The following is a 21795-nucleotide window of genomic DNA, read 5'->3' on the forward strand; positions in this document are numbered from 1 at the left end:
CGGTCAAAATGCGGTCAATGCCAGCACCGATCGGCGGATTGCGTGCAGACTCTATCCCCCCGCCCCGCTTCCCCGCAGGGCGAGCTTGCGAGCAAAGTGCACTTCGATGGCGCGGGCTACGCCCTTCGCGATACGACCTTGCCCCTCCTTCGACGACAGGAAGGCAGCGTCCTCGAAATTGCTGATATAACCGGTTTCGAACAGCACCGACGGCATGTCGGGCGCCTTCAAAACCATGAGTGAGGCAAAGCGGTGATAGGCGCTGCGGAAGGGCACATAGGGCGACGCCTCCCGCTGCAACAACCGCGCGAAGTTCGATGATATATTCATGGATTCGCGCTGCGTCAGGTCGATGAGGATCGAAGAAACATCGCTGCTCTGCCCGCCCAGGTTGACCCCGTTGATGATGTCCGCCTTGTTCTCCCGCGCCGCCAGACGCGCGGCTTCGCGGTCGGACGCGGTTTCAGACAGGGTGTAGACGGTCGCGCCCCGCGCCGTATCATTTTCCGCCGAATCGGCATGGACGGAAATGAAGAGGTCCGCGTTCAGCTTGCGCGCAATGCCATAGCGTTCTTGCAGCACCAGGAAGCGGTCGTCGTCGCGGGTCAGCGCGACACGCACCCGGCCCGCCTTCACCAGTTCGTCGCGGATCGCCTGCGCTATGGCGAGCGTCACGTCCTTCTCGCGCTTGCCCGTCTGCGGATTGATCGCGCCCGGATCATGACCGCCATGGCCCGCATCGATCACGACCAGCGGGCGAGCGCCATCGCGCGGCCCTTCGATCGGCGGCAGCGCCACGCCCTTGGCGGCACGTGGGATCGGCACGGTGATGCTGTGCACGCGCTGACGCGGCCGCGCGCTCATATGGGCGGGCGCGTCGAATTGGGTGCGACCCCGGCCGAGCACGGTGCGAAAAGCGTTATCCGACACCCCCTGCAAGGAAAAGCTGAGCGACTTCCCATCGGGCGCGATCCGCGCATTGCCCAGCGTCGCGGGCAAGGCGAGGTCCAGCACCACGCGGGCGGTGCCCTCGTTCAACTGCCCCTGGCGTACGGCGGCAACCGCCGCATTGCTCCCCGCATAGGATTGCCCGCGCCCCGCCTGCGCGCCGCTGATGTCCAGCGCAAGACGGCGTGGTCCGTCCAGCAGGAAGGCCGATGCGCCCTCCACACTGTCGTCGAAGCGCACGACGACGCGGTCGCCCTGCACATCGACAGCGGAAATGCCGCCCGCGAAACCGGGAGCCGCCGCGAATATCGCGCCTGCCATGGCAAGGCTCTGAAGCATGCGCCGCTTGTGCAACGCAGTGGCATTGGCCGTCCAGCCAAATATCATGACGTAAATCCGTCCAGCGCGTCCCCACGCTGAATCGGGCATTAAGCATCACCTCTTGTCCCGGCGTAAAGTGAGACGGTTAATGCTATCTTCAGCACGATCATGCCAATGGATCAGATCAGCGATCCGGCGCAAGAATTTGCAAAAGAGAGAATATTTCCACCAGCCGTTGCTCCGCCGCGCATTGGCTGCTAACCATTCACATTCCGATAAGTGTGGCCAGATAAAGCGATACCTTCGGGGCCAATTTTTTGCACGCATCGGCGCGCTTTTCCAGCGACGCCGATGTTCGAACAGGTTGACGCTGCATGAGGCATGTTTTCCATTCCCCGCTGAACCCGGCAACGGGCGATGCGGCGCGGATGGACCGGTCCGGCATAATGCCCGGCCATGCCGATGCAGTAGACGCACATAATTTCCTTCAAAACCGGACGATGCAGCAATCCGCGCCGCTGGCGACGCCCATGCTGCCGTCCCTTCACTATCGCGTGGCGGCCCGGCCCTCAGCCGCAGGCCGCCGACGCCGGAGACTCATAAATGACAATGCGTATGCTGATCGATGCGCGCCACCGGGAAGAAACCCGGGTCGCGGTCGTCAAGGGAAACCGGATCGAGGAGTTTGACTTCGAGTCCGCCGAGCACAAGCAGCTCAAGGGCAATATCTATCTCGCCAAAGTCACCCGCGTAGAGCCCTCGCTCCAGGCGGCGTTCGTGGATTATGGCGGCAACCGCCATGGCTTCCTCGCCTTTTCGGAAATCCATCCTGACTATTACCAGATCCCGCGCGAAGACCGCGAGGCACTGCTGCGCGAGGAACGCGCCCATGCGGAGGAAGAGGCCGCGCTGCGCGCCGAGGTCGATGACGATGAAGAGGGGCTGACCGGCGAAGACGGCGTGGAGGTCATCGTCGCCACCCATCATGAAGATGATGAAGGTGGCGAGGATGCCGAAACCGACGAAGGCGGCGACAAGCCTGCGCGCCGTGGGCGCGGCAGGGGCCGGGGCGGCGACGAGGCTGCCGACGAGCTGCGCCGCAAGCGCATGGCGCTGCGCCGCCGCTACAAGATCCAGGACGTCATCAAACGCCGCCAGGTACTGCTGGTGCAGGTCGTCAAGGAGGAGCGCGGCAACAAGGGTGCGGCGCTGACCACCTATCTGAGCCTTGCGGGCCGCTATTGCGTGCTGATGCCCAACACCAGCCATGGCGGCGGCATTTCGCGCAAAATTTCCAATGCCGCGGACCGCAAGCGGCTCAAGACGATCATCGCCGACATGGCGCTGCCCTCCACCATGGGCTGCATCGTCCGCACCGCAGGCCTTCAGCGCACCAAGACGGAGATCAAGCGCGACTTCGACTATCTGGCGCGCCTGTGGGACGAAATTCGCGAAAATACGCTCAATTCCGCCGCACCCGCATTGATCCACAATGATAGCGACCTCATCAAACGAGCGATCCGCGATATCTACAACAAGGATATCGAAGAAGTCATCGTCGAGGGCGAGCATGGCTATAAGGCCGCCAAGGATTTCATGAAGCTGCTGATGCCCAGCCATGCCCGGCGGGTGAAGCAATATGCCGATGCCGTGTCGCTGTTCCAGCGGGCCAGTGTCGAAGACCAGCTCGCAGCCATGTATAATCCGGTCGTGCAGCTCAAGTCCGGCGGCTATCTCGTCATCAATCCGACGGAGGCGCTGGTGTCGATCGACATCAACTCGGGCCGTTCGACCCGCGAGCATGGCATCGAGCAGACCGCCGTCGCCACCAATCTGGAAGCGGCGCGGGAAATCGCGCGGCAGCTTCGCCTGCGCGACATGGCTGGCCTGGTCGTTATCGACTTCATCGACATGGAGATGAACTCCAACATTCGCAAGGTCGAGAAGGCGATGAAGGAGGCGTTGAAGGACGATCGCGCCCGCATCCAGGTCGGCCGCATCTCGGGCTTTGGCTTGATGGAGATGAGCCGCCAGCGGCTACGCACCGGCGTACTGGAAGCATCGACCCGCCAATGCCCGCATTGCGAAGGCACCGGGCTGGTGCGGACCGCTTCGTCGGCGGGGCTTTCCGCGCTGCGTATGCTGGAAGAGGAAGCGGCGCGCGGTCGCGGCAGCATCGTCACGCTGCGCGCAAGCCAGGAAGCGGCCTTCTACGTCCTCAACAACAAGCGGCGTGAACTCGATGAGATCGAGCAGCGCTATGGCGTCACTATCGTCATCCTGCCCGATGGCGAAGTGGAAGGCGCGCGCATGTCGGTGGAGGCCAGCGGCCCCCGTCCCGAGCGCGTCGTGAGCTATGCGCCGCTCGCCGAAGAGGAAGATGACCTCGACGTGATTGAGGAGGAGGAAGAAGAATCCGAGGAGGAAGAAACTTCCTCCGAGCGTGAGGAACGCGGCGAGGAACGCGAAGGCGGCCGTCGCCGTCGTCGCCGTCGTCGTCGCCGGGGTGGTCCGCGTGACGAACAGGATAGCCAGGCCGCTGCCGATGGGAGCGAAGAAGCGGAAGGCGAAGCGGACGTGGATGCCGACGCTGGCGAAGACATTGCCGAAGCAGCCGCAGGCGAAGGAGCCGACGAAGGCGAAGCGGGCCGCAAGCGTGGCCGCCGTGGTCGCCGGGGCGGTCGTCGTCGGCGCGAGGCTGGCGAAGCGGAGGCTGGTGACGCTGCGAGCGAAACCGCCGAAGCGGTGGAAGCAGTCGAAAATGCCCCCGAAGCGGAACCTGTGGTCGCGCCGGATGCGGCAGCCGCTGTAGAGCCCGTCGCGGAGGAAGCGCCCAAGACACGCCGCCGTCCCCGCGCTCGCAAGGTGAAGGAAGCCGTAGCTGAACCGGCTGCGACGGAAAATGCCGAGCCGGTCGCGCAAGCGCCTGTCGAGGAGCCTGTCACCGAAGCGGCTCCGGCCAAGCCCAAGCGCACCCGCCGCAAGAAGCCTGCCGCGAGCGATGCCGAAACGGCCGATACCGTGATCGTGGCGGAAGCCCCTGCGGTGGAGACAGAAGCCGAAGCAAAGCCCAAGCCCAAGCGCACCCGCCGCAAGAAGGCGGATGCCGCCGTCGAGGAAATCGCTGCCGAGGTTGCGCCGGAAGCGGCTGCAGAAGTGATCGAACCGATTGCCGCGCAAGCAGCGCCCGAAACGGTGGCGGCTTCGGTCGAGGGCGCGGAAACCGCCGAAGGGGAAGAGGAAAACGGCTCGCCCCGGCGCGGTTGGTGGCAGCGCACCTTCGGCCAATAAGCTCTATTGCCTGGTTTGAACAACGCCGTCCCGTGCCCGGCCCACGCCGGAACGGGGCGGCGTTTCCATTTGCTCAAAGCGCGGCTTCATTGTGTATTCAGCGGCGCCATGGCAGAGTGACGCCGATGCCTGCCTCCCTTGCCCTCGCCCGGTCGCGCATCATGACGGGCCGATGCCTTCGCTTCCTCGCCATTCTTCTGGCATCCTTCGCGCTGCTCGCGCGGCCTGCGCTGGCGCAGCAGATCCTGCGCGACGCGGAAACCGAAGCCTTCATGGCCGACATGTCCGGTCCGCTGGTCAAGGCAGCGGGGATGGAACCGCGCAATGTGCAGGTCTTCGTCATCAATGATCCAGAGATCAACGCTTTCGTCGCGGGCGGGCAATATGTCTGGGTGCATAGCGGCCTCATCGCGCAGGCCGATAACGTGAACCAGTTGCAGGGCGTCGTCGCACACGAACTGGGCCATATCGAGGGTGGACATATCATCCGCTCGGCCGAAGGAATGAAGGAAGCGACCGGCATCACGCTGCTCAGTCTGGTATTGGGCGCAGCGGCCATCGCGGCGGGCGGCGCGGAAGCGGGCATGGGCATATTGGGCGCCGGGCAACAGGCGGCGATGGGCAAATTCCTCGCCTTTTCCCGCGCGCAGGAAAGCTCCGCCGACTTGGCGGGCGCGCGTTATCTGAGCAAGGCCGGGGTTTCGGGCAAGGGCAGCCTCGAATTTTTCAAGAAGCTGCAAAACCTGGAATATCGCCTCGCCATCCCGCAGGAGGACAGCTATGGACGCACGCACCCCTTGTCGGGCGAGCGCATCAATGTGCTGCGCGAGGTCTATACTGTCGATCCGGCCTGGGACAAGCCGGTCGATCCCCCGTTGGAAGCGCGGTTCGAACGGATCAAGGCAAAGCTGATCGGCTTCGTGTCCGAACCCACCCAGACGCTTCGAAAATATCCCGAAAGCGACCAGACTATCCCCGCCCATTATGCACGGGCCTATGCCTGGCACAAAAGCGCCTATCCGCAAAAGGCGCTGGCGGAAGCGGATGCGCTGCTCGCCGCCATGCCGCACGATCCCTATTTTCTGGAACTCAAAGGCCAGATCCTGCTCGAGAGCGGCAAGCCCGCCGATGCCATCGCGCCCCTGCGCGAGGCAGTGAAGCTGACCAACCAGCCTCTCATCTCCACGCTGCTGGGCCATGCATTGATCGCGACGGAAGATGACGCCAATTTCGCCGAGGCCGAGCAGGTGCTACGCAATGCCGTGGCGCGCGACCGCGAAAACCCCTTCGCCTGGTATCAGTTGGGCGTCGTCTATGAGCGACGCGGGGATACCGCGCGCGCGGCGCTGGCGACGGCGGAACGCTATTCGATGATGGGGCAAGACGCGATGGCGATGCGAAGCGCCGACGCCGCCCTGCAGGGATTAAAGCCCGGCACTGTTGACTATCTGCGCGCACAGGATATCGCCATGGTATCGCGCGCCGCGGTGGAGCAACAACGGAAGAAAAAATGACGGACTCCAACCGGCCGGGTTTCCGCGCGGCCCTTTCCAACAGGACCATGCAGATGACTCTTGGCGCTTTCGCCTTTATTGCCGCCGCCGCAGGCACCGCGCTTGCCATGCAGGCAGGAAACAACGTGAATGCAGGCGATAAGACCGCGATCGAGCAGATCGTGCATGACTATATTCTCGAACATCCCGAAATCATCCCGCAGGCGATCGAGAAATTGCAGTCGAAGCGGATGGAAAGCACCATCGAATCAAGCCGCAGCGCTCTTGAAACGCCCTATGCGGGCGCATGGGAAGGCGCGGCCAAGGGCGATGTCACCATCGTCGAATTTTTCGACTATGCCTGCGGCTATTGCCGGGCTTCCCTGCCCGATCTCGCCAAGCTGGTCAGCCAGGACCGGAATCTGAAGGTCGTCTATCGCGAACTGCCGATTCTCTCTGAGGAGAGCAGCGATGCGGCCAAGGTATCGCTGCTGGCGGCGGAACGCGGACAATATATGCCCTTTCACCGCGCGCTTTACGATGCGGGCCGGGTGACGCGAAATACAATTCTTGCGTCCGCCGCCAAGGTCGGGATCGGCAAGGCCGACGCCGAAGCCGCTATCGCGTCGAAAAAATATGATGCCGAAATCGCCTCCAACATCGCACTCGCCCAGAAATTGCAGGCCAGCGGCACACCGACCTTCGTGATCGGCAATCAGGTGCTGAACGGCGCGGTGGGACATGAGGCGCTCAAGGAAGCGGTGAGCGCGGCGCGGGGGAAGTGAAGCGCGATACGGTTTTTCATCGCGAAACATCCGCCATTTCCTGACGCGCGCAAAGCGAAGGCAGGCACCTTCCGCCATTGACTTCACCGGGCCTTTTGCCTATCGGCACCCCCCTGACATGCGGTCGCCAACCGGCGGCCCTTTTTTGTCACGCCCGATTCTCTATTTGTTTTTGAGGAATGAACGATGAAGCGCACCTTTCAGCCGAGCAATCTGGTTCGGAAGCGCCGTCACGGTTTCCGCGCCCGCATGGCGACTCCCGGCGGCCGCAACGTGATCCGCGCGCGCCGTTCGCGCGGCCGCAAGAGCCTGAGCGCCTGAGCCAAGCGACGCGCGAATCTGTGCCGGACCGAGGGCCTGCCGTAATAGGCAGGCGCGCGGATTTTCTGGCAGCGAATCGCGGCAAGCGCGCGCCCATGCCAGGCTTCGTCCTGTTGGTGCGCGAACGCGGTGATGGCAATCCGGCGATGCGCTATGGCATCACGGTCACCAAGAAGATTGGCGGCGCTGTCGTCCGGAACCGGATGAAGCGCCGTTTTCGCGTTCTCGCGCGGGAACTCCTGCCCGTTCATGGCGTGTCGGGGGCGGACCATGTGCTGATCGGCCGCGCGGACGGCGTGGAGCGCGATTTCATGAAACTGCGGCAGGAACTGGAAAAGGCCCTGCAGAAAATCCGTCGCGCGGATTCGCAGGCAGGCGCGCCACCTTCCCGACATCGGCGCGACAGCAAGAGCAAGCCCTCTGCTCCCGAACAGCGCAAGGCAGGCCGGTGATCTCCCGCATCCTCATCCTGATCGCGCGCGGCTGGCAGCTTGGCCCTTCGCGGGTTTTGCCACCTTCCTGCCGCTATGCGCCTTCCTGTTCGGAATATGCGATTCAAGCGATCGGCAAATATGGCCCGATCAAGGGTAGCTGGCTGGCGGCGAAGCGGCTAATGCGGTGCCACCCGTGGGGTGGATCGGGCTATGACCCGGTTCCCTGACTCATCAGAATAACGATTACGGCGGAGCCGAGATAAGTGGACGACAAGAAGAACATTGTGCTGGCGGTTATCCTGACCGCGCTGATCCTGTTCGGCTGGCCCTATATCGCCAATCATTTCTTCCCGGCGGCCAACCCGCCCGCAACCAAAGTGGAAAGCGGCAAGCAAGTCCCCGCACCGCAACCGGGCGCCGATCCAGCGGCGGATTCGCCGAGCGCGATCCGCGACCGCGCGCTGGTGCTGAAGGAAGGCCCGCGCATTGCAATCCGAACGCCCAAGCTGACCGGCTCCATCAACCTCAAGGGCGCGCGCATCGACGATATCGTGCTGCCGACCTACAGCGAGACGATCTCCAGGGATTCACCCGCCATCCGACTGTTTTCGCCCAGCGGCACGCAGGACGCCTTCTTCGCGGGCTTCGGCTGGCAGGGCGAAGGCGTCAAGACGCCGGATAACAACACGCTCTGGACGGCGGACGATACGGAATTGACGCCGACCAGCCCGGTCACCCTGCGCTGGAACAATGGTGCGGGCCAGACCTTCGAAATCCGCTATTCGGTCGATCAGAATTACATGATTACCGCGCAGCAGAAAGTATCGAACAGCGGCGCGGGCGCCATTGGCGTCAAAAGCTATGGCTATGTCAGCCGAACCGGTATTCCTCATGATCCCGACACCTGGACTATCCATATCGGCCCGATGGGCGTGTTCAACGGCGCGGCCAATTATGACGTGAACTACAAGGATCTGGACAAGGGTCCGTCGACCCAGAGCTTCCAGTCGACCGGCGGCTGGCTGGGCTTTACCGACAAATATTGGCTCTCCGCGCTCGTTCCCGACCAGAAGGAAGCCTTTGCAGGCCAATTCCGCAAAGGCGCGGGCACGCAATATCAGGCCGACTACAGCTTGCCCCCTGTGATGCTCGCCCCGGGCAAGGCGATCACCCAGACCGCACGCCTGTTCGTGGGCGCCAAGGAAGTGAAGACGCTGGAAGCCTATCAGGACGCGGGGATTCCGCTGTTCGACCGGGCGATCGACTGGGGCTGGTTCTACTGGTTCGAAAAGCCGATCTTCGCCCTGCTCCACTGGCTGTTCCAGCATATCGGCAATTTCGGCGTGGCGATCATCTGCCTGACCTTCGTGGTCCGGGCGCTGATGTTCCCCGTCGCCCAGCGCCAGTTCGCCAGCATGGCCGCGATGCGCGCCGTGCAGCCCAAGATGAAGGCGTTGCAGGAACGCTACAAGGACGACAAGCCCAAGCTCCAGCAGGAGATGATGGAGCTTTACAAGCGCGAGAAGGTCAATCCGCTGGCCGGCTGTCTGCCGATCTTCATCCAGATTCCGATCTTCTTCGCGCTCTACAAGGTGTTGCAGCTCACCATCGAAATGCGGCACCAGCCCTTCGTCCTGTGGATCAAGGATCTGTCCGCGCCCGACCCGCTGCATATCCTCAATCTGTTCGGCCTGCTGCCCTTCACGCCTCCGGCTTTCCTGGGAATCGGCGTTCTGGCGTTGCTGCTGGGCATCAGCATGTTCTTCCAGTTCAAGCTGAACCCGGCGCAGATGGACCCGATGCAGCAGCAGATATTCGCGATCATGCCATGGGTGATGATGTTCATCATGGCGCCTTTCGCGGCGGGTCTGCTGGTCTACTGGATCACCAACAACTGCCTGTCGATGGCGCAGCAATGGTGGCTCTACAAACGTCACCCACAGCTGAGCACGGCGGAAGCGAAATAGGCCGCCCTTGTGAACCAACCCGTGACCGAACAGGAACAAAGCGAACTGATCGAGGAAGCCCGCAAGGTCTTTGCCGGGCCGATCGCCTTCCTCAAATCCGCGCCGGACCTTAAATTCCTGCCCGACATGGCGGTGAACGAGGTGGCTTTCGCGGGTCGGTCCAATGTCGGCAAGTCGTCGCTGCTTAATGCGCTGACCGGGCGCAACAGCCTCGCCCGGACGTCCAATACGCCGGGACGGACGCAGGAACTCAATTTCTTCGACGTGGGAGAGCCGCTGCGCTTCCGGCTCGTCGATATGCCGGGCTATGGCTATGCGCGCGCGCCCAAGGACATGGTGCGAAAGTGGCGGTTCCTGGTGAACGACTATCTCCGCGGGCGGGCGAAGCTGAAGCGCACGCTGGTGCTGATCGACAGCCGCCATGGCGTCAAGGAGGTAGATACCGACATATTGGACATGCTGGACGCGGCGGCGGTCAGCTATCGCATCGTTCTCACAAAGGCGGACAAGGTGAAGGCCAGCCATCTGGCCGAGGTGATGGAAAAGACCGCGCAGGCCATCCGCAGGCGCCCCGCCGCCCATCCCGACATCATCGCCACGTCGAGCGAAAAGGGCATGGGACTGCCCGAACTGCGCGCGGCGGTGCTGGAAAGCGTCACCCAGGGATAAGGAGCCGGTCGCATGAGCGATGATGATTATGTCTATGACGAAGCCAGCGGTGAATGGATCAGCGCGACAGACGCGGCGGCGAAACAGGGTGCAAGCGATGTCGTGGAAGTGCGCGATGCGGTCGGCAATCTACTGGCCGATGGGGATCAGGTGACGCTCATCAAGGATCTGACGGTCAAGGGCGCGGGCCAGACACTGAAACGCGGCACGCTCATCAAGTCAATCCGGCTGACCGGTGACTCCCAGGAAATCGATTGCCGCTATGAAGGCATAAAGGGACTGGTGCTGCGCGCGGAGTTCGTCCGCAAGCGTTAGGCATAGGTCAAAACAGGCTGAGCTGCGCCCCGCCCCTGAGCGGCCAACGCCCCAGTTCCTCATGATGCGTGCGGCCGACATGGCTGCAGATCAGCACAAAATCCTCCACGCGCCAGCCAAAGCCCTCGATGCGGCGCTGTCCCGCCGCCCCGTCGCGATAGAAGAGCGTTTGGTGCGGACTGAAGCTCCATTCGCCACGCAGAGCCACGCCGGCATCGCGCGTGGCGCGCATGAGGTCGCGTTGCAGGGCCTTCAAGGGCTGTACGGCGCGGGACGGGCGCAGCGCCACCGACCGGTTGGCGAAGCTCAGATGATCGAGCCGCAAGTCGAACGGGTCCGCCATGACGGTCGCGCCCACCTGCAACAAGCGGCCAGACACCCAATCAGGATAGGCCTCATAATCCTCCGTGATGGCAAGCGTCATATGTTGATGCTCAACATGGATGCGGGAAGCCCTCCCCGCCAGACCTTCCGCGAAACGATCGACCTGACGTGCAAGCATGAGCGGCGGCTTGAGCGCAAAGAACAGCCGATAAAGCGAGGCTCTGCCAACTTGACGCTGCACCGTTGTCACTCCGACTCACATCATAAATGTTTATGATATGTTCTTTGCATTTCCGTGGCGAGAGCGGTTTGGTCACGTATCGAAAACAAATGAGATTCAGGCCTTACGCGGCTTTCCGAAAGCTACACGCAATTCGTCCTTGGCCTGCTCCAATATCCGGCGCTGGCGCGCATCCAGCCCCTCCCCCGCGCGGTTGATGTAGAAAGTCAGCATGGACATGGCCGAACGGAACGGCCCGCTCTTGCGGTGGCGGCTGGCCTCCGCCGAGCGTTTGAGGGAGGCTGCGATCTCATGAGGATCATGCAAGGTGAAAACATCAGGCTCCAGATCGAGCGCATCGCTCTCTTCAGTCACTTTCTGCGACCATTTGCGGGTTTTCGCCATCTGTCCATCCTCCGGTCTGCATGGTGGTTGAAGATCAGATGATAACGGCGCTTACGGCAAAAGGTTCGCCCGCCAGGGGCAGGAGGCGATTGTCTTTCGGTCGCGCGCCCTTACTGTACGGCCAACCCAAGTAATAAACGAGCAAGAGAGAGCGATGGCGCGGCACATTCCATGGATCCTGATCGCGATTGTGGGGGCCGTGGCGCTGGCCGTGGTCGCAGTATCGCGGGGCGAGGCGGTGAACGCGCTGTGGATCGTGGTGGCGGCGGTCAGCAGTTTCCTCGTCGCCTATCGCTATTATGCGCTCTACATCGCGCGGCATGTGATGCGGCTCGATCCGGCGCAGCCGACGCCGGCAATCCGCCGGGCCGACGGCATGGATTATGTCGCGACCGACCGCACCGTGCTCTTCGGACATCATTTCGCGGCCATCGCGGGCGCGGGGCCTTTGGTGGGACCGGTGCTGGCGGCGCAGATGGGCTATTTGCCCGGAACGCTGTGGATCATCGCGGGCGTCGTGCTGGCAGGTGCGGTACAGGACTTCATGGTCCTCTTCATCTCCATGCGTCGCGACGGCAGGTCGCTGGGCGAACTCATCCGCATGGAAATGGGGCAGGTCGCGGGGACCATCGCCCTGTTCGGCGCGTTCATGATCATGGTCATCATTCTGGCCGTGCTGGCGCTGATTGTGGTCAAGGCGCTGGCGGAAAGCCCCTGGGGCATGTTCACGGTCGCGGCGACGGTGCCGCTCGCGATCTTCATGGGCGTCTATACCCGCTGGATCAGGCCGGGACGCATCGGCGAAGTGTCGGTGTTGGGGCTGGTCGGGCTGCTGACGGCCATTGTCTATGGCCAGAGCATTGCCCAGTCGCCTTTCTGGGGTCCGGCCTTCACCTTCACACCGGTGCAATTGTGCTGGATATTGATCGGCTATGGCGCGATGGCGTCCGTGCTGCCGGTCTGGCTATTGCTGGCGCCGCGCGACTATCTGTCGACCTTCCTCAAGATCGGAGCGATCGCCGCGCTGGCCATCGGCATCGTCATCATGGCGCCGCCGCTCAAAATGCATGCGGTCACGCAGTTCGTGGACGGCGGGGGACCGGTCTGGTCGGGCGGGCTGTTTCCTTTCCTGTTCATCACCATCGCCTGCGGAGCGGTGTCGGGCTTTCATGCGCTGATCGCCAGCGGCACGACGCCAAAGCTGATCGCCAGCGAAGGCGACGCGCGGATCATCGGCTATGGCGCGATGCTGATGGAGGCGTTTGTCGCGATCATGGCGCTGGTGGGTGCGTCGATCCTCGATCCGGGCATCTATTTCACGATGAACAGCCCCGCCGCCGTCATCGGCACGGATGCTGCGAGCGCGGCGGCGGCCGTAACGAGCATGGGCTTCCCGATCTCATCGGACCTTATTCTCCAGACCGCGAAGGATGTGGGCGAACATAGCATCATATCCCGCGCGGGCGGCGCACCGACGCTGGCGGTGGCGATGGCGGAAATCTTTTCCCATGTCGTCGGCGGTCCCGCGATGAAGGCCTTCTGGTATCATTTCGCGATCCTGTTCGAAGCGCTGTTCATCCTGACCGCCGTGGATGCGGGGACGCGCGCGGGACGCTTCATGCTGCAGGATCTGATCGCGCTGGCGGTGCCGGGTTTCAAGGATACGACCAGTCCCATCCCCGGTTTCGTCGCTACCGGGCTGTGCGTCGCCGCGTGGGGCTTTTTCCTGCATCAGGGCGTCACCGATCCGCTGGGCGGGGTGAATACGCTCTGGCCGGTGTTCGGCATTTCCAACCAGATGCTGGCGGCCATCGCGCTGATGCTGGCGACGGCGGTGCTGTTCCGCATGAAGCGGGACCGCTATGCTTGGGTGACGATGGCGCCGACGGCGTGGCTGCTGATCTGCACCGTGAGCGCGGGGTGGCTGAAACTGTTTTCCGCTGACGCCAAGATCGGCTTCCTCGCTCATGCCGCGAAATTTTCCGAAGCCGCCGGGCGGGGCGAAGTGCTGGCGCCCGCCAAATCGATGGCGGAAATGGAGAAGATCGTCTTCAACGACCGGATCGACGCCGCATTGTGCGCGATCTTCCTGGCGGTGGTGCTCTCCCTCCTGTTCTTCACCATCCGCACCTGCCTCGCCGCGCGGCGGACGGATCGCCCCACGGCGCAGGAAATCCCGGCGGCAATGGCGGCGGCGGAATGAGCGCCTTCCTCACCCGCCTGCGGCAGATCGCGCGCGCCATGGTCGGCGCACCGGATTACGACGCCTATCTGCGCCATATGCGCGAACATCATCCCGGCACATCGCCGCTGAGCGAGACGCAATTGTTCCGCGAACGGCAGGAGGCGCGCTATGGCGGTAAAAATGGTGGGAAATGCTGTTAGCATTTTTCAGACGATCAATGGCGCTGAACCATGGGCCAGCGCAGCTAAAAGCCGCAATCAAAAAGCGGTTCAGCGGTTGGCGTTAAATCCAGCGATCATGCCCGCCGCGATGGAAAGAGCGATCTCCGCCGCGCCGACCGCGCCGATGTCCATACCGGCGGGGCCATCTATTCGCGCCAGATCCTCTTCCGCAAAGCCCATGGCGGAAAGGCGCTTCAGCCGGGCGGCGTGGCTTTTGCGCGACCCCAGCGCCGCGATATAGCCAGTCGGCGCGCGCAGAGCGGCGGTCAGGGCGGGATCGTCGATCTTGATGTCATGGCTGAGCGTCACCACAGCGGTGGATTGACCCGGATGATGAGCCGCGACGGCATCGTCAGGCCAGCGATCGTCGAGCGCAACGCCTGGAAAACGCTCCTCCATCAGGAAACGGCCACGCGGGTCGATAACGATCGGCGTCACCCCGATGGCCTGCGCCAACGCGCTCAGGGACTGGGCGATCTGCACCGCCCCGACGATCAACAAGCGCCGGGGCGGATCGTAGCGGTTGATGAACTGCCCTTCGACTGTCCCTTCCACCGTGAGCCCGCTTTGCAAATCGGTCGATAGGATGAGCGGCCGGCCCAGCGCACTGGCGGCCGCGATCCGGTCGAACAGGCCGGGCGGGAAACCCTCCACCGAGACAGGCTGCACCAGCACGCCGATTTCTCCACCGCAGGGCAGGCCAGCCGACCAGGCGTCGCCGTCCGTCACGCCATAGCTTTGCAAATGCCCCGGACGCCCGGCCAGTACCTCCGCCGCGCGCTGGAGCACATCGGCCTCCACGCAGCCGCCCGAAACGCTGCCTTCAAAGCGGCCGTCCCCATGCACGATCATATGGCTGCCGCGCGGGCGCGGCGCCGAGCCCCAGGTCGACACCACCGTCGCCAGCGCCAGCGGTGCCCCCCCCCATTCCATCGCCTTGCGGATCACCGCTTCATTATCGATCATCGTTCGAAATTACCTCTGATGGCATCAGATAGGGAAGATCGGGCGATCAGACCAGCCTGCGCCCGGTCCACACCACACGGCCCACTATATCGACCAGCGCCGGATCGATATCGATCCAGTCGGGATAATGTACATTGTCGCTGAGCACGCTGATCGCGCCCCGGCGCGGCCCCAGCGCCACCCGCTTCACCATCAGCACGCCGTCGAGCCGCAGCACATAGACACCGTCGCGCAGCCTCTCAACGCCGTCATCATGATCGACCATGATCTCATCCCCATCGCTGAGCGTGGGCGCCATCGATTCGCCATCGACGCGAATAATGGAAACGCGCTGCGGCCGGACGCCGATATGGCGTAGCCAGTTGGCGTCGAACGCCATGACGCCTGCCGCCCTTTCATCCTCGTCCAACGTCCCTGCACCCGCTGAGGCCCCCAGCGCCAGACGCGGCACGGTGACAATGGCCGGGATGGAACGGGAACGCGCCGATGGCCCGGGAGAAGGCGAGACCCGACCACCCAGCATCTCCTCCGAAATGCCGAAATAACGCGCCAGAATATGGCGGTCCTCCTCATCCAGCTTGCGCGGCGTTCCGCGCTTTATGAACTGCTGGATATAGGCCGGGTTGCGTTTGAGCAGGCGCGACAGGTCGGCATAATTCTCTCCCCGCTCGGCAATCAGCCGATCCAGCACAATCCTGGGATCTTCTCCATTACCGATCATGTTGCATCCATAATGAAAGGAATTTTCCTAGACAAGTAGGAAATCGTTTTAGAGATAGGAATAACCCTATCGACTTGCAGTGGGCGAGTCGGCCCGGAGAGGAGAATGAAAACCGATGATTCTGCGCGCGATCGAAAAATTCCTGCGTGAACATGACATTGCGCCAACCCGTTTCGGGCGTGAATGCGCGCGCGATCCTCGGTTGGTCTTCGACCTGCGGAGGGGCCGCGAACCGGGCCAGCGGGTGACGCAAAGAATAGAACATTTCATGAACACATATCGCAGGAGTGTCGGCCTGTGACAAGTGTGGATCATGGCTTCACAAGCCGGAACTTGGTCCGAAATCAAGCAATAGGAAATCGCTCAGGCGATCCTCTACCGCGCCTGTTGACGCAATTGTTGGAACGGGCGGGAACGGGCTCGACCGTCCTGCACGCGACCAGCCGCCCCTGGGCAAGCGCCCTGTTTCAGGGACGACGGCATATCATCGTTCTTGCGCTGGAAGGGGTGGATGCTTCCACCCGAGCCGACCGCTTCGCAGATGGCATCGAAGAAGCGCAATGGAATCTCAATCGGCATTTCGTCGCGGACATCACCATAGACGATCAACGGCCAACGGATAACGGCGTCCAGATAGAACTGGCCGCCCTAACGATCGAGGATTGGTAAAAGGGAATGGCGGGTCACTCGATGCGGTGAACGATCGGATTGGATCGGTCACCGCATCAAGGATCTTTCGCATTCCGCAAGCGGTCGGCTCGAGTCGATTGCAGAATGTTCAGCCCGCCCGCCCGGCCATCATCCGCAATGTGCCAAGCGCGTCGCGCAGCGCCGCGTCGACATCTTCCACCACGGCATCGCGCACAGGCACGGCGGCAGCGACGGGCATGTCTGCGATGACCTGATGCGATCCGGCGCTCGCCTGCCTGACGCGCGCGCGTTCCGCCAGTCCCCGCTCCAGCCGCGCCGTCAGTTCCGCGATCGAAAGCCGCTCTGCGGAAGAAACCACGCTGGCCTCCGCCGGATAGAAAGTCGCTGGTTCATCCCCCGCATCGGAGATGATGGGATCGACCTCTCTACAAATGGCGGCTTCAACCGCTTCTTCGGCGAAGTCTGGTTCCTCTTTCAGGACCACGCCGGAAAGAGGCAAGCCAACACTCGACTGGAGCAATTCCTCGTCCGACAGGGGTTCCGGCGCGTTTGGCAATGTCAGGCCGACCGGCGAAGCCGCTTCCTCGGCGAATGCTTCGGCTTCACCTTCCGTTTCAGAGTGCCGCGCGGGTCCGGTCCGCCCGAAAATGTCGAGACCATCAAAGTCGCGGCTGGCAAAGATCGGCGCGCGGGCGGGCGCATCCGGATGCGCGTCCGCGCGGCGCAGCGCCGGCTGGCCGAATCGATCCGAAGGATGCTCCCGCCTCCGCGCGAAAGCTGTCAGCCTAGACAATGCAAAACCCATTTTACCTGCTCCCCGGACGCCATCGTGGCGCCCTCCATGTTCCAAAGCCAAAAGCCGCCCTTCGCGGCGCATAGCTCCCATGATTCCCATCGCCATCAACGCCGCGAACAGCGTCAGCGCCAGCCGCGCCTTCATGCCCAGAGGCGGCGCGGCGGCAGGCAGAATTTCCGAAACGCCGGTAGACGCGATCAGCGTTTCCACCAGCCCAACCGGCATCGACAGCATGGCAAGCGCCGCGCCGGCACCGGCCAGCAACACCATCGCCACGGCTTTATTCCGATTCCTGCGCCGTCCCATTTTCAGAACCTTCCGTTCATGCCGCCGCCCGCGCATCGGATGCGGCGGATGCCAGCAGGCCCCGATAGACAGGTTCATAGCGCAGGATGTTTGACGCCCAGTTGCGTTCGCCCTCCACAAAGGCACGCGCGGTCGCACGCCGTTCGTCCCAGAACTGCCGGTCGGCAAACATGCCGGCCAGCGCGGTGGCGATAGCTGCCGGATCGTCGGGCGCGAACAGGGTGCCGGTGACGCCATCCTCGATCAATTCGCGATGACCGCCGACGCTGGACGCGGCGACAAGCCTGCCCTGTGCCATGGCTTCCAGCGGCTTGAGGGGGGTCACCAGATCGGTAAGCCGCATCGCCTTTCGCGGATAGGCAAGAACATCGATCTGTGCATAGTAATCCTCGACCTGTGCATGCGGCACACGGCCCACGAACAGGATGTGATCGGCAAAGGGCGATGCCATTGCCCGGTCCCGCAGCGCCTGTTCGCAAGGCCCTCCCCCTACAAGCAGCAGTTTCGCCCTGGGCCGCGCCCGCACGAGACGGGGCATGGCGGCGATCAGGTCGTCCAGCCCTTCATAATCATAGAAGCTGCCGATGAAGCCAACGACATCCGCGCCCTCCAGACCCAGCTTCCCGGTCAGGGCGGGATCGCGGGCAACGGGCGCGCCAAACTGGTCCATGTCGACGCCATTGGGCGAAACGATGATCTTTCGTGCATCGATCCCGCGCGCGATCAGGTCCGACCGCAGACCTTCGCAGATCACGGCGACCGCGTCGGCGTTTCGCACTGCATGGGTTTCGAGTTGGCGGGTCAGCCAATAGCGGGGGCTGCCTTCGGTGCCGGTGCCATTGCCGACCGCGGCATCCTCCCAGAAGGCGCGAATCTCGTAAACGAAAGGGATGCCGTGCCGCCGTGCGATTCGCTGGGCCGCGATGGCGTTAAGCACGGGCGAATGGGCGTGAATGATGTCCGGGCGCCATTGCCTGACCAACGCATCGATCGCATCGGCATGGGCGGCAATGTCCCGCCATTCGCGCAGCAGGGCATTACCGGTCGCGGCCTCACCGGGCGTCCGGTGAAAATGCAGCCCATCCACGATTTCCTGTAATGGCCCCGGCGCGCCATGGCGGTGGCCGGTGATTCCCCGCACGTCCCAGCCCTTGCCCATCTGCGCCCGCAAAATGGCGCGGGTGCGGAACGTATAACCGCTTTGCAACGGCAAGCTGTGGTCGAGCACATGAAGAATACGCGTCGTCATGGCCATTTCTCTGCCAGAAATTGTTTAACGGCCCGTCAACTCTGCCGCGCTAGGACAATCCCGTGCGTAGCGGAGCCTTCAACCCACGATGATCGACACCCTATCCCTGCTGATCAGCCATGGCGTGATCCTGCTCGCCGCCTTCCGGCTGCTGTCGCGCCCGGATCTGGACCGCGATCCCGAAGCAAAGGGGCCGTCCGGCGATGCGTGACCTGTTCTTCATTGCTTTTCTGGGACTTTTTTTCCTGCTGGGCTTCCGGCGGCCGTTCCTGCTGATCGCGGTCTATGCCTATATCGACATCGTTTCGCCCCAGCGTCTTTGCTATTTCCTGCTCAACAGCATCCCGATTTCAGCCATCGCCTTTCTATTGGCGACCGGCGCGTGGCTGCTGGTGGACGACAAGAAGGATTGCCGATTCTCTTTCCGGCAGGTGCTGTTGCTGATCCTGCTTGGCTGGTGCGCCTATACGACCGCGACGGCGGATTTCCCCATTGAAGCGTCCCAAAAATGGTCCTGGGTGTGGAAGGCGCTGATCTTCGCGGTTTTCCTGCCGGTGACGCTACGCACGAAGCTGCGAATCGAGGCGCTGGCGCTGTTCATGGTGCTCTGCGCCAGCACGATCATCATAAACGGGGGCATGAAAACCGCGCTGTCGGGCGGCGGCTATGGCGTGCTCAACCTGATGGTCGACAATAATAGCGGCCTGTATGAAGGCAGCACGATCTCCACGGTGGCGATCGCGATCATCCCGCTGATCTGGTGGCTGGCGCACCACGGCACGATCTTTCCGCCCGACCGGCGCGTCAAGCTGTTCGCGCTCGCCCTCACCCTGGCTTGCCTTTTGATTCCCATTGGCACCGAAACGCGCACGGGCCTGCTCTGCATCCTGTTGCTGGGCGGAATGGCGCTGATGCGCTCCAGGAAAAAGATGGTCTATGGCCCGCTGCTGATGCTCGCGGGGCTGATGGCCATCCCCTTCCTGCCTGCCAGCTTTACCGAACGCATGTCGACGATCGAAAATCACCAAAGCGACGAAAGCGCATCGACTCGCGTTGCCGTATGGATGTGGACCATCGACTATGTGAAGGATCATCCAGGCGGCGGCGGCTTCGACAATTATCTGGCGAACAGCTTCACCTATCTGTCGAGCGGCATTGTGTCCGACAGCGGCGGAAAGCGAGTCGAAACGCGTATCGTGACCGACCGGGGCCGCGCCTATCACAGCGCCTATTTCGAAATGCTGGGCGAACAGGGCTATTTCGGATTCGCGCTCTGGGCGTTGATCCATATCGTCACCCTGGTCCGCACGGAAACGATCCGCCGCCGCTATTTGCGCGATACAGAAGCTGGAAACGGCTGGATCGCGCCACTGGCGTTAGCGCTGCAACAGGGACATCTCGTCTACCTGTTGGGCGCATTGTTCATCGGCATCGCCTACCAACCCTTCATTTTCATGCTGCTGTCGCTGCAAATCGGTCTGGACACCTATCTTTCCCGCCTCCGCAAGAATCAGGCGCGGCAACCAATGCTGGCGGGAGTGGTGGCATGAAGGGCGAGTTGCGTAGCCTGACCACCGCACGCGGCCTCGCGGCCTGGCTGGTGGTCTTCTATCATATCCGGATCGGCTTGCCCTGGCTGCCAGAACCGTTGATGGCCGTCGCGCGCAAGGGTTATCTTGCCGTCGACTTTTTTTTCCTGCTGTCGGGATTCGTCATCTATCTGTCGGCCCATCGCGGGCTGCTGCGTGAGGGCGCGGCGGCCGTTCCCGCATTCCTCGCCCGCCGCTTCGCCCGGATCTATCCGCTCTATGCCGTGATCCTGTCCGGCACTGTCGCCTTCGCCCTGCTCCTGACGCTGACCGGCCGCGACACAGCGGGCTTCCCCTGGGCTGAATTACCGCTGCATGTCGCGATGATGCAGAATTGGGGGCTGACTTCATCCCTCAGTTGGAATCACCCCGCCTGGTCGATCAGCGCGGAGTTCGCCGCCTATCTGCTTTTCCCGGCGCTGATGCTGTGGACACCTGTCAGCCGTGCGCGCCGACCCAATCTGCTGGCGGGCATGATCCTGCTGATCGCCATCCTCTTCCTCTGGCTGCGATGGGATGGACAGACGACATTGGGCATGGACATTCCGCGCCACGGCCTCATCCGCTGTCTGACCGAATTCGGCTGCGGCGCGCTGCTCTGCGCTTTCTGGTTGCGCGGGCGGGATTGCGACAGGCGGGCGCTGCTGCTTTCGCTGGGGGGCGTGGCGCTGTTCTGGGGCCTATGGCTGCTGACGGGCGTGGGCAGCGAGATCTGGGCGTTCCCGGCGGGCGCCGCCTGCCTGATCCTGATGCTCGCCCACGCATCCAACTTGCGGAAAAATCCGCTCCACTGGCGCCCACTCGTCTATCTGGGCGAGATCAGCTATGCGACCTATCTCGCCCATTTCATGGCGTGGATCGTCTTCAAGATCATGTTCGTGGAAGACGCCGCGGCCATATCGCCAGTTCTGTTAGCAGCCTTTCTGTCGCTCCTGTTCCTCCTCTCCATGCTGCTCCACCATGGCGTCGAGAAGCCCGGCCGGCGATGGTTGACACATCCCTTTCCGAACTGGCGGCGCATCATGGCGAGCGATCGGTAACCATCCGGGCAAGGCATCAGGCGGCGGCGGTTACGCCTTCGATCACGGCCTTTCTGAATGCGAAGACGAAGGCGGGGATGTCGGCGGGTTTGCGGCTGGTGATGAGGTTGCCGTCGATCGCGACTTCCTGATCCACCACCTTCGCCCCGGCGTTGGCGAGGTCGGTGCGGACCGAAGGCCAGGATGTCACTGTCCGGCCGGACACGATGTCCGCCTCCACCAGCAGCCAAGGTCCGTGGCAGATTGCAGCGACCGGTTTTCCCGAATGGACAAAAGCCCGCACCAGATCGACCGCCTTTCCGTTGGTACGCAGCCTATCGGGATTGGCGACGCCGCCGGGAAGGATAAGGCCGTCATAATCCTCGACCCGCACATCATCGAGCGTCAGATCGGGCGTGATGGTGGCGCCTTTTTCATCATGTTTCATGCCCTGAATGGGCTTCTTTTCGGGCGAGGCGAGCTTCACGGTAGCGCGCGCGCCGATGAGTTGGTCGCGCGGGTCGAACAATTCCGATTGCTCGAAACCGTCTGTCGCGATGATGAGGATACGTGTCTGATCGATGGCGGGCATGGGACGA

At 62.8% G+C, this 21795-nt stretch carries 24 protein-coding genes; 16 read left to right on the top strand and 8 right to left on the bottom strand.

What is annotated here, in order from left to right:
• Positions 1-51 precede the first annotated feature (51 nt).
• Positions 52-1335, bottom strand: coding sequence for an N-acetylmuramoyl-L-alanine amidase (locus ATN00_RS00230; RefSeq protein ID WP_062060709.1), 1284 nt, complete (start codon positions 1333-1335; stop codon positions 52-54).
• A gap of 537 nt (positions 1336-1872) precedes the next feature.
• Here ATN00_RS00230 and ATN00_RS00240 point away from each other — a divergent pair.
• The 9 genes from ATN00_RS00240 to ATN00_RS00280 all read left to right on the top strand — a co-directional run bounded on the left by ATN00_RS00240 (position 1873) and on the right by ATN00_RS00280 (position 10544).
• On the top strand, positions 1873-4560 hold the full coding sequence (locus ATN00_RS00240) for an Rne/Rng family ribonuclease (protein WP_231746339.1): 2688 nt from the start codon (positions 1873-1875) through the stop codon (positions 4558-4560).
• 161 nt (positions 4561-4721) lie between these two features.
• Complete coding sequence (locus ATN00_RS00245; protein ID WP_062068206.1) at positions 4722-6074, top strand: M48 family metalloprotease; 1353 nt, start codon at positions 4722-4724, stop codon at positions 6072-6074.
• The gene (locus tag ATN00_RS00250) at positions 6071-6838 is read left to right on the top strand and encodes a DsbA family protein (RefSeq protein ID WP_062060718.1); all 768 of its coding nucleotides are present in this window, start codon (positions 6071-6073) and stop codon (positions 6836-6838) included. Before ATN00_RS00245 ends, ATN00_RS00250 begins: the two co-directional genes overlap by 4 nt.
• A gap of 186 nt (positions 6839-7024) precedes the next feature.
• Entirely contained in the window at positions 7025-7159 is a 135-nt protein-coding gene (gene rpmH, locus ATN00_RS00255; protein ID WP_021317369.1) for a 50S ribosomal protein L34, read from the top strand.
• A gap of 44 nt (positions 7160-7203) precedes the next feature.
• Entirely contained in the window at positions 7204-7611 is a 408-nt protein-coding gene (gene rnpA, locus ATN00_RS00260) for a ribonuclease P protein component (protein ID WP_062068208.1), read from the top strand.
• On the top strand, positions 7608-7820 hold the full coding sequence (yidD, locus tag ATN00_RS00265; protein WP_062060722.1) for a membrane protein insertion efficiency factor YidD: 213 nt from the start codon (positions 7608-7610) through the stop codon (positions 7818-7820). The genes rnpA and yidD overlap by 4 nt, the downstream gene beginning before the upstream one ends.
• Positions 7821-7856: 36 nt before the next feature.
• The gene (yidC, locus tag ATN00_RS00270; RefSeq protein ID WP_062060724.1) at positions 7857-9560 is read left to right on the top strand and encodes a membrane protein insertase YidC; all 1704 of its coding nucleotides are present in this window, start codon (positions 7857-7859) and stop codon (positions 9558-9560) included.
• A gap of 21 nt (positions 9561-9581) precedes the next feature.
• Entirely contained in the window at positions 9582-10229 is a 648-nt protein-coding gene (yihA, locus tag ATN00_RS00275; RefSeq protein WP_062060727.1) for a ribosome biogenesis GTP-binding protein YihA/YsxC, read from the top strand.
• A 12-nt stretch (positions 10230-10241) separates the two neighbouring features.
• Positions 10242-10544, top strand: a complete 303-nt coding sequence (locus ATN00_RS00280; protein ID WP_062060730.1) for an alkylphosphonate utilization protein — start codon at positions 10242-10244, stop codon at positions 10542-10544.
• A gap of 7 nt (positions 10545-10551) precedes the next feature.
• Here ATN00_RS00280 and ATN00_RS00285 read toward each other — a convergent pair whose 3' ends face one another.
• Both ATN00_RS00285 and ATN00_RS00290 read right to left on the bottom strand, forming a co-directional pair.
• A complete protein-coding gene (locus ATN00_RS00285) occupies positions 10552-11109 on the bottom strand; it encodes a 2'-5' RNA ligase family protein (RefSeq protein ID WP_231746340.1) in 558 nt (185 codons plus the stop codon).
• Positions 11110-11205: 96 nt separating this feature from the next.
• Positions 11206-11493, bottom strand: a complete 288-nt coding sequence (locus tag ATN00_RS00290; protein ID WP_062060732.1) for a DUF3175 domain-containing protein — start codon at positions 11491-11493, stop codon at positions 11206-11208.
• Between the two features lie 154 nt (positions 11494-11647).
• Between ATN00_RS00290 and ATN00_RS00295 the strand changes: the two genes are divergently transcribed.
• Both ATN00_RS00295 and ATN00_RS00300 read left to right on the top strand, forming a co-directional pair.
• The gene (locus tag ATN00_RS00295) at positions 11648-13696 is read left to right on the top strand and encodes a carbon starvation CstA family protein (RefSeq protein ID WP_062060735.1); all 2049 of its coding nucleotides are present in this window, start codon (positions 11648-11650) and stop codon (positions 13694-13696) included.
• On the top strand, positions 13693-13878 hold the full coding sequence (locus tag ATN00_RS00300; RefSeq protein ID WP_062060739.1) for a YbdD/YjiX family protein: 186 nt from the start codon (positions 13693-13695) through the stop codon (positions 13876-13878). Before ATN00_RS00295 ends, ATN00_RS00300 begins: the two co-directional genes overlap by 4 nt.
• Before the next feature lie 69 nt (positions 13879-13947).
• Here the strand turns inward: ATN00_RS00300 and ATN00_RS00305 are convergent, their stop codons facing one another.
• Positions 13948-14865, bottom strand: a complete 918-nt coding sequence (locus tag ATN00_RS00305; protein ID WP_062060742.1) for an XdhC family protein — start codon at positions 14863-14865, stop codon at positions 13948-13950.
• 46 nt (positions 14866-14911) lie between these two features.
• Positions 14912-15586: a S24 family peptidase gene (locus tag ATN00_RS00310; RefSeq protein WP_062060744.1), complete on the bottom strand. Its 675-nt coding sequence runs from the start codon at positions 15584-15586 to the stop codon at positions 14912-14914.
• A gap of 115 nt (positions 15587-15701) precedes the next feature.
• Between ATN00_RS00310 and ATN00_RS23825 the strand changes: the two genes are divergently transcribed.
• Positions 15702-15887, top strand: a complete 186-nt coding sequence (locus tag ATN00_RS23825) for a hypothetical protein (protein WP_062060747.1) — start codon at positions 15702-15704, stop codon at positions 15885-15887.
• A gap of 86 nt (positions 15888-15973) precedes the next feature.
• Positions 15974-16255, top strand: a complete 282-nt coding sequence (locus tag ATN00_RS00320) for a hypothetical protein (protein ID WP_306812036.1) — start codon at positions 15974-15976, stop codon at positions 16253-16255.
• Positions 16256-16364: 109 nt separating this feature from the next.
• Here the strand turns inward: ATN00_RS00320 and ATN00_RS00325 are convergent, their stop codons facing one another.
• Together ATN00_RS00325 and ATN00_RS00330 are read right to left on the bottom strand one after the other, a co-directional pair.
• The gene (locus ATN00_RS00325) at positions 16365-17303 is read right to left on the bottom strand and encodes a hypothetical protein (RefSeq protein ID WP_082635273.1); all 939 of its coding nucleotides are present in this window, start codon (positions 17301-17303) and stop codon (positions 16365-16367) included.
• A 52-nt stretch (positions 17304-17355) separates the two neighbouring features.
• Positions 17356-18588 (bottom strand): TIGR04063 family PEP-CTERM/XrtA system glycosyltransferase, encoded by a 1233-nt coding sequence (locus ATN00_RS00330; protein ID WP_062068214.1) that lies wholly within the window; start codon positions 18586-18588, stop codon positions 17356-17358.
• An 88-nt stretch (positions 18589-18676) separates the two neighbouring features.
• Between ATN00_RS00330 and ATN00_RS24170 the strand changes: the two genes are divergently transcribed.
• From ATN00_RS24170 to ATN00_RS00340, 3 genes are read left to right on the top strand one after another with little or no spacing between them, the layout of a single operon-like run.
• A complete protein-coding gene (locus ATN00_RS24170) occupies positions 18677-18799 on the top strand; it encodes a hypothetical protein (protein ID WP_257720651.1) in 123 nt (40 codons plus the stop codon).
• Positions 18792-20138, top strand: a complete 1347-nt coding sequence (locus ATN00_RS00335; protein WP_062060753.1) for a putative O-glycosylation ligase, exosortase A system-associated — start codon at positions 18792-18794, stop codon at positions 20136-20138. The genes ATN00_RS24170 and ATN00_RS00335 overlap by 8 nt, the downstream gene beginning before the upstream one ends.
• Positions 20135-21217, top strand: a complete 1083-nt coding sequence (locus tag ATN00_RS00340; protein ID WP_062060756.1) for an acyltransferase family protein — start codon at positions 20135-20137, stop codon at positions 21215-21217. The genes ATN00_RS00335 and ATN00_RS00340 overlap by 4 nt, the downstream gene beginning before the upstream one ends.
• Before the next feature lie 16 nt (positions 21218-21233).
• Here ATN00_RS00340 and ATN00_RS00345 read toward each other — a convergent pair whose 3' ends face one another.
• Complete coding sequence (locus ATN00_RS00345; RefSeq protein ID WP_062060767.1) at positions 21234-21788, bottom strand: type 1 glutamine amidotransferase domain-containing protein; 555 nt, start codon at positions 21786-21788, stop codon at positions 21234-21236.
• Positions 21789-21795: the final 7 nt, after the last annotated feature.

This window comes from Sphingobium baderi, from assembly GCF_001456115.1.
GTDB classification, from domain to species: Bacteria; Pseudomonadota; Alphaproteobacteria; order Sphingomonadales; family Sphingomonadaceae; genus Sphingobium; species Sphingobium baderi_A.

What these genes read in the sequence shown, in the direction of transcription:
- ATN00_RS00230 (WP_062060709.1), bottom strand. Translation starts at nt 1,335, where the DNA reads ATGATATTTGGCTGGACGGCCAATGCCACTGCGTTGCACAAGCGGCGC.
- ATN00_RS00335 (WP_062060753.1), top strand. Translation starts at nt 18,792, where the DNA reads ATGCGTGACCTGTTCTTCATTGCTTTTCTGGGACTTTTTTTCCTGCTG.
- ATN00_RS00305 (WP_062060742.1), bottom strand. Translation starts at nt 14,865, where the DNA reads ATGATCGATAATGAAGCGGTGATCCGCAAGGCGATGGAATGGGGGGGG.
- ATN00_RS23825 (WP_062060747.1), top strand. Translation starts at nt 15,702, where the DNA reads ATGATTCTGCGCGCGATCGAAAAATTCCTGCGTGAACATGACATTGCG.
- ATN00_RS00325 (WP_082635273.1), bottom strand. Translation starts at nt 17,303, where the DNA reads ATGGTGTTGCTGGCCGGTGCCGGCGCGGCGCTTGCCATGCTGTCGATG.
- ATN00_RS00295 (WP_062060735.1), top strand. Translation starts at nt 11,648, where the DNA reads ATGGCGCGGCACATTCCATGGATCCTGATCGCGATTGTGGGGGCCGTG.
- rpmH (WP_021317369.1), top strand. Translation starts at nt 7,025, where the DNA reads ATGAAGCGCACCTTTCAGCCGAGCAATCTGGTTCGGAAGCGCCGTCAC.
- ATN00_RS24170 (WP_257720651.1), top strand. Translation starts at nt 18,677, where the DNA reads ATGATCGACACCCTATCCCTGCTGATCAGCCATGGCGTGATCCTGCTC.
- ATN00_RS00290 (WP_062060732.1), bottom strand. Translation starts at nt 11,493, where the DNA reads ATGGCGAAAACCCGCAAATGGTCGCAGAAAGTGACTGAAGAGAGCGAT.
- ATN00_RS00280 (WP_062060730.1), top strand. Translation starts at nt 10,242, where the DNA reads ATGAGCGATGATGATTATGTCTATGACGAAGCCAGCGGTGAATGGATC.
- ATN00_RS00250 (WP_062060718.1), top strand. Translation starts at nt 6,071, where the DNA reads ATGACGGACTCCAACCGGCCGGGTTTCCGCGCGGCCCTTTCCAACAGG.
- ATN00_RS00330 (WP_062068214.1), bottom strand. Translation starts at nt 18,588, where the DNA reads ATGACGACGCGTATTCTTCATGTGCTCGACCACAGCTTGCCGTTGCAA.
- ATN00_RS00300 (WP_062060739.1), top strand. Translation starts at nt 13,693, where the DNA reads ATGAGCGCCTTCCTCACCCGCCTGCGGCAGATCGCGCGCGCCATGGTC.
- ATN00_RS00340 (WP_062060756.1), top strand. Translation starts at nt 20,135, where the DNA reads ATGAAGGGCGAGTTGCGTAGCCTGACCACCGCACGCGGCCTCGCGGCC.
- ATN00_RS00240 (WP_231746339.1), top strand. Translation starts at nt 1,873, where the DNA reads ATGACAATGCGTATGCTGATCGATGCGCGCCACCGGGAAGAAACCCGG.
- ATN00_RS00345 (WP_062060767.1), bottom strand. Translation starts at nt 21,788, where the DNA reads ATGCCCGCCATCGATCAGACACGTATCCTCATCATCGCGACAGACGGT.
- ATN00_RS00310 (WP_062060744.1), bottom strand. Translation starts at nt 15,586, where the DNA reads ATGATCGGTAATGGAGAAGATCCCAGGATTGTGCTGGATCGGCTGATT.
- ATN00_RS00245 (WP_062068206.1), top strand. Translation starts at nt 4,722, where the DNA reads ATGACGGGCCGATGCCTTCGCTTCCTCGCCATTCTTCTGGCATCCTTC.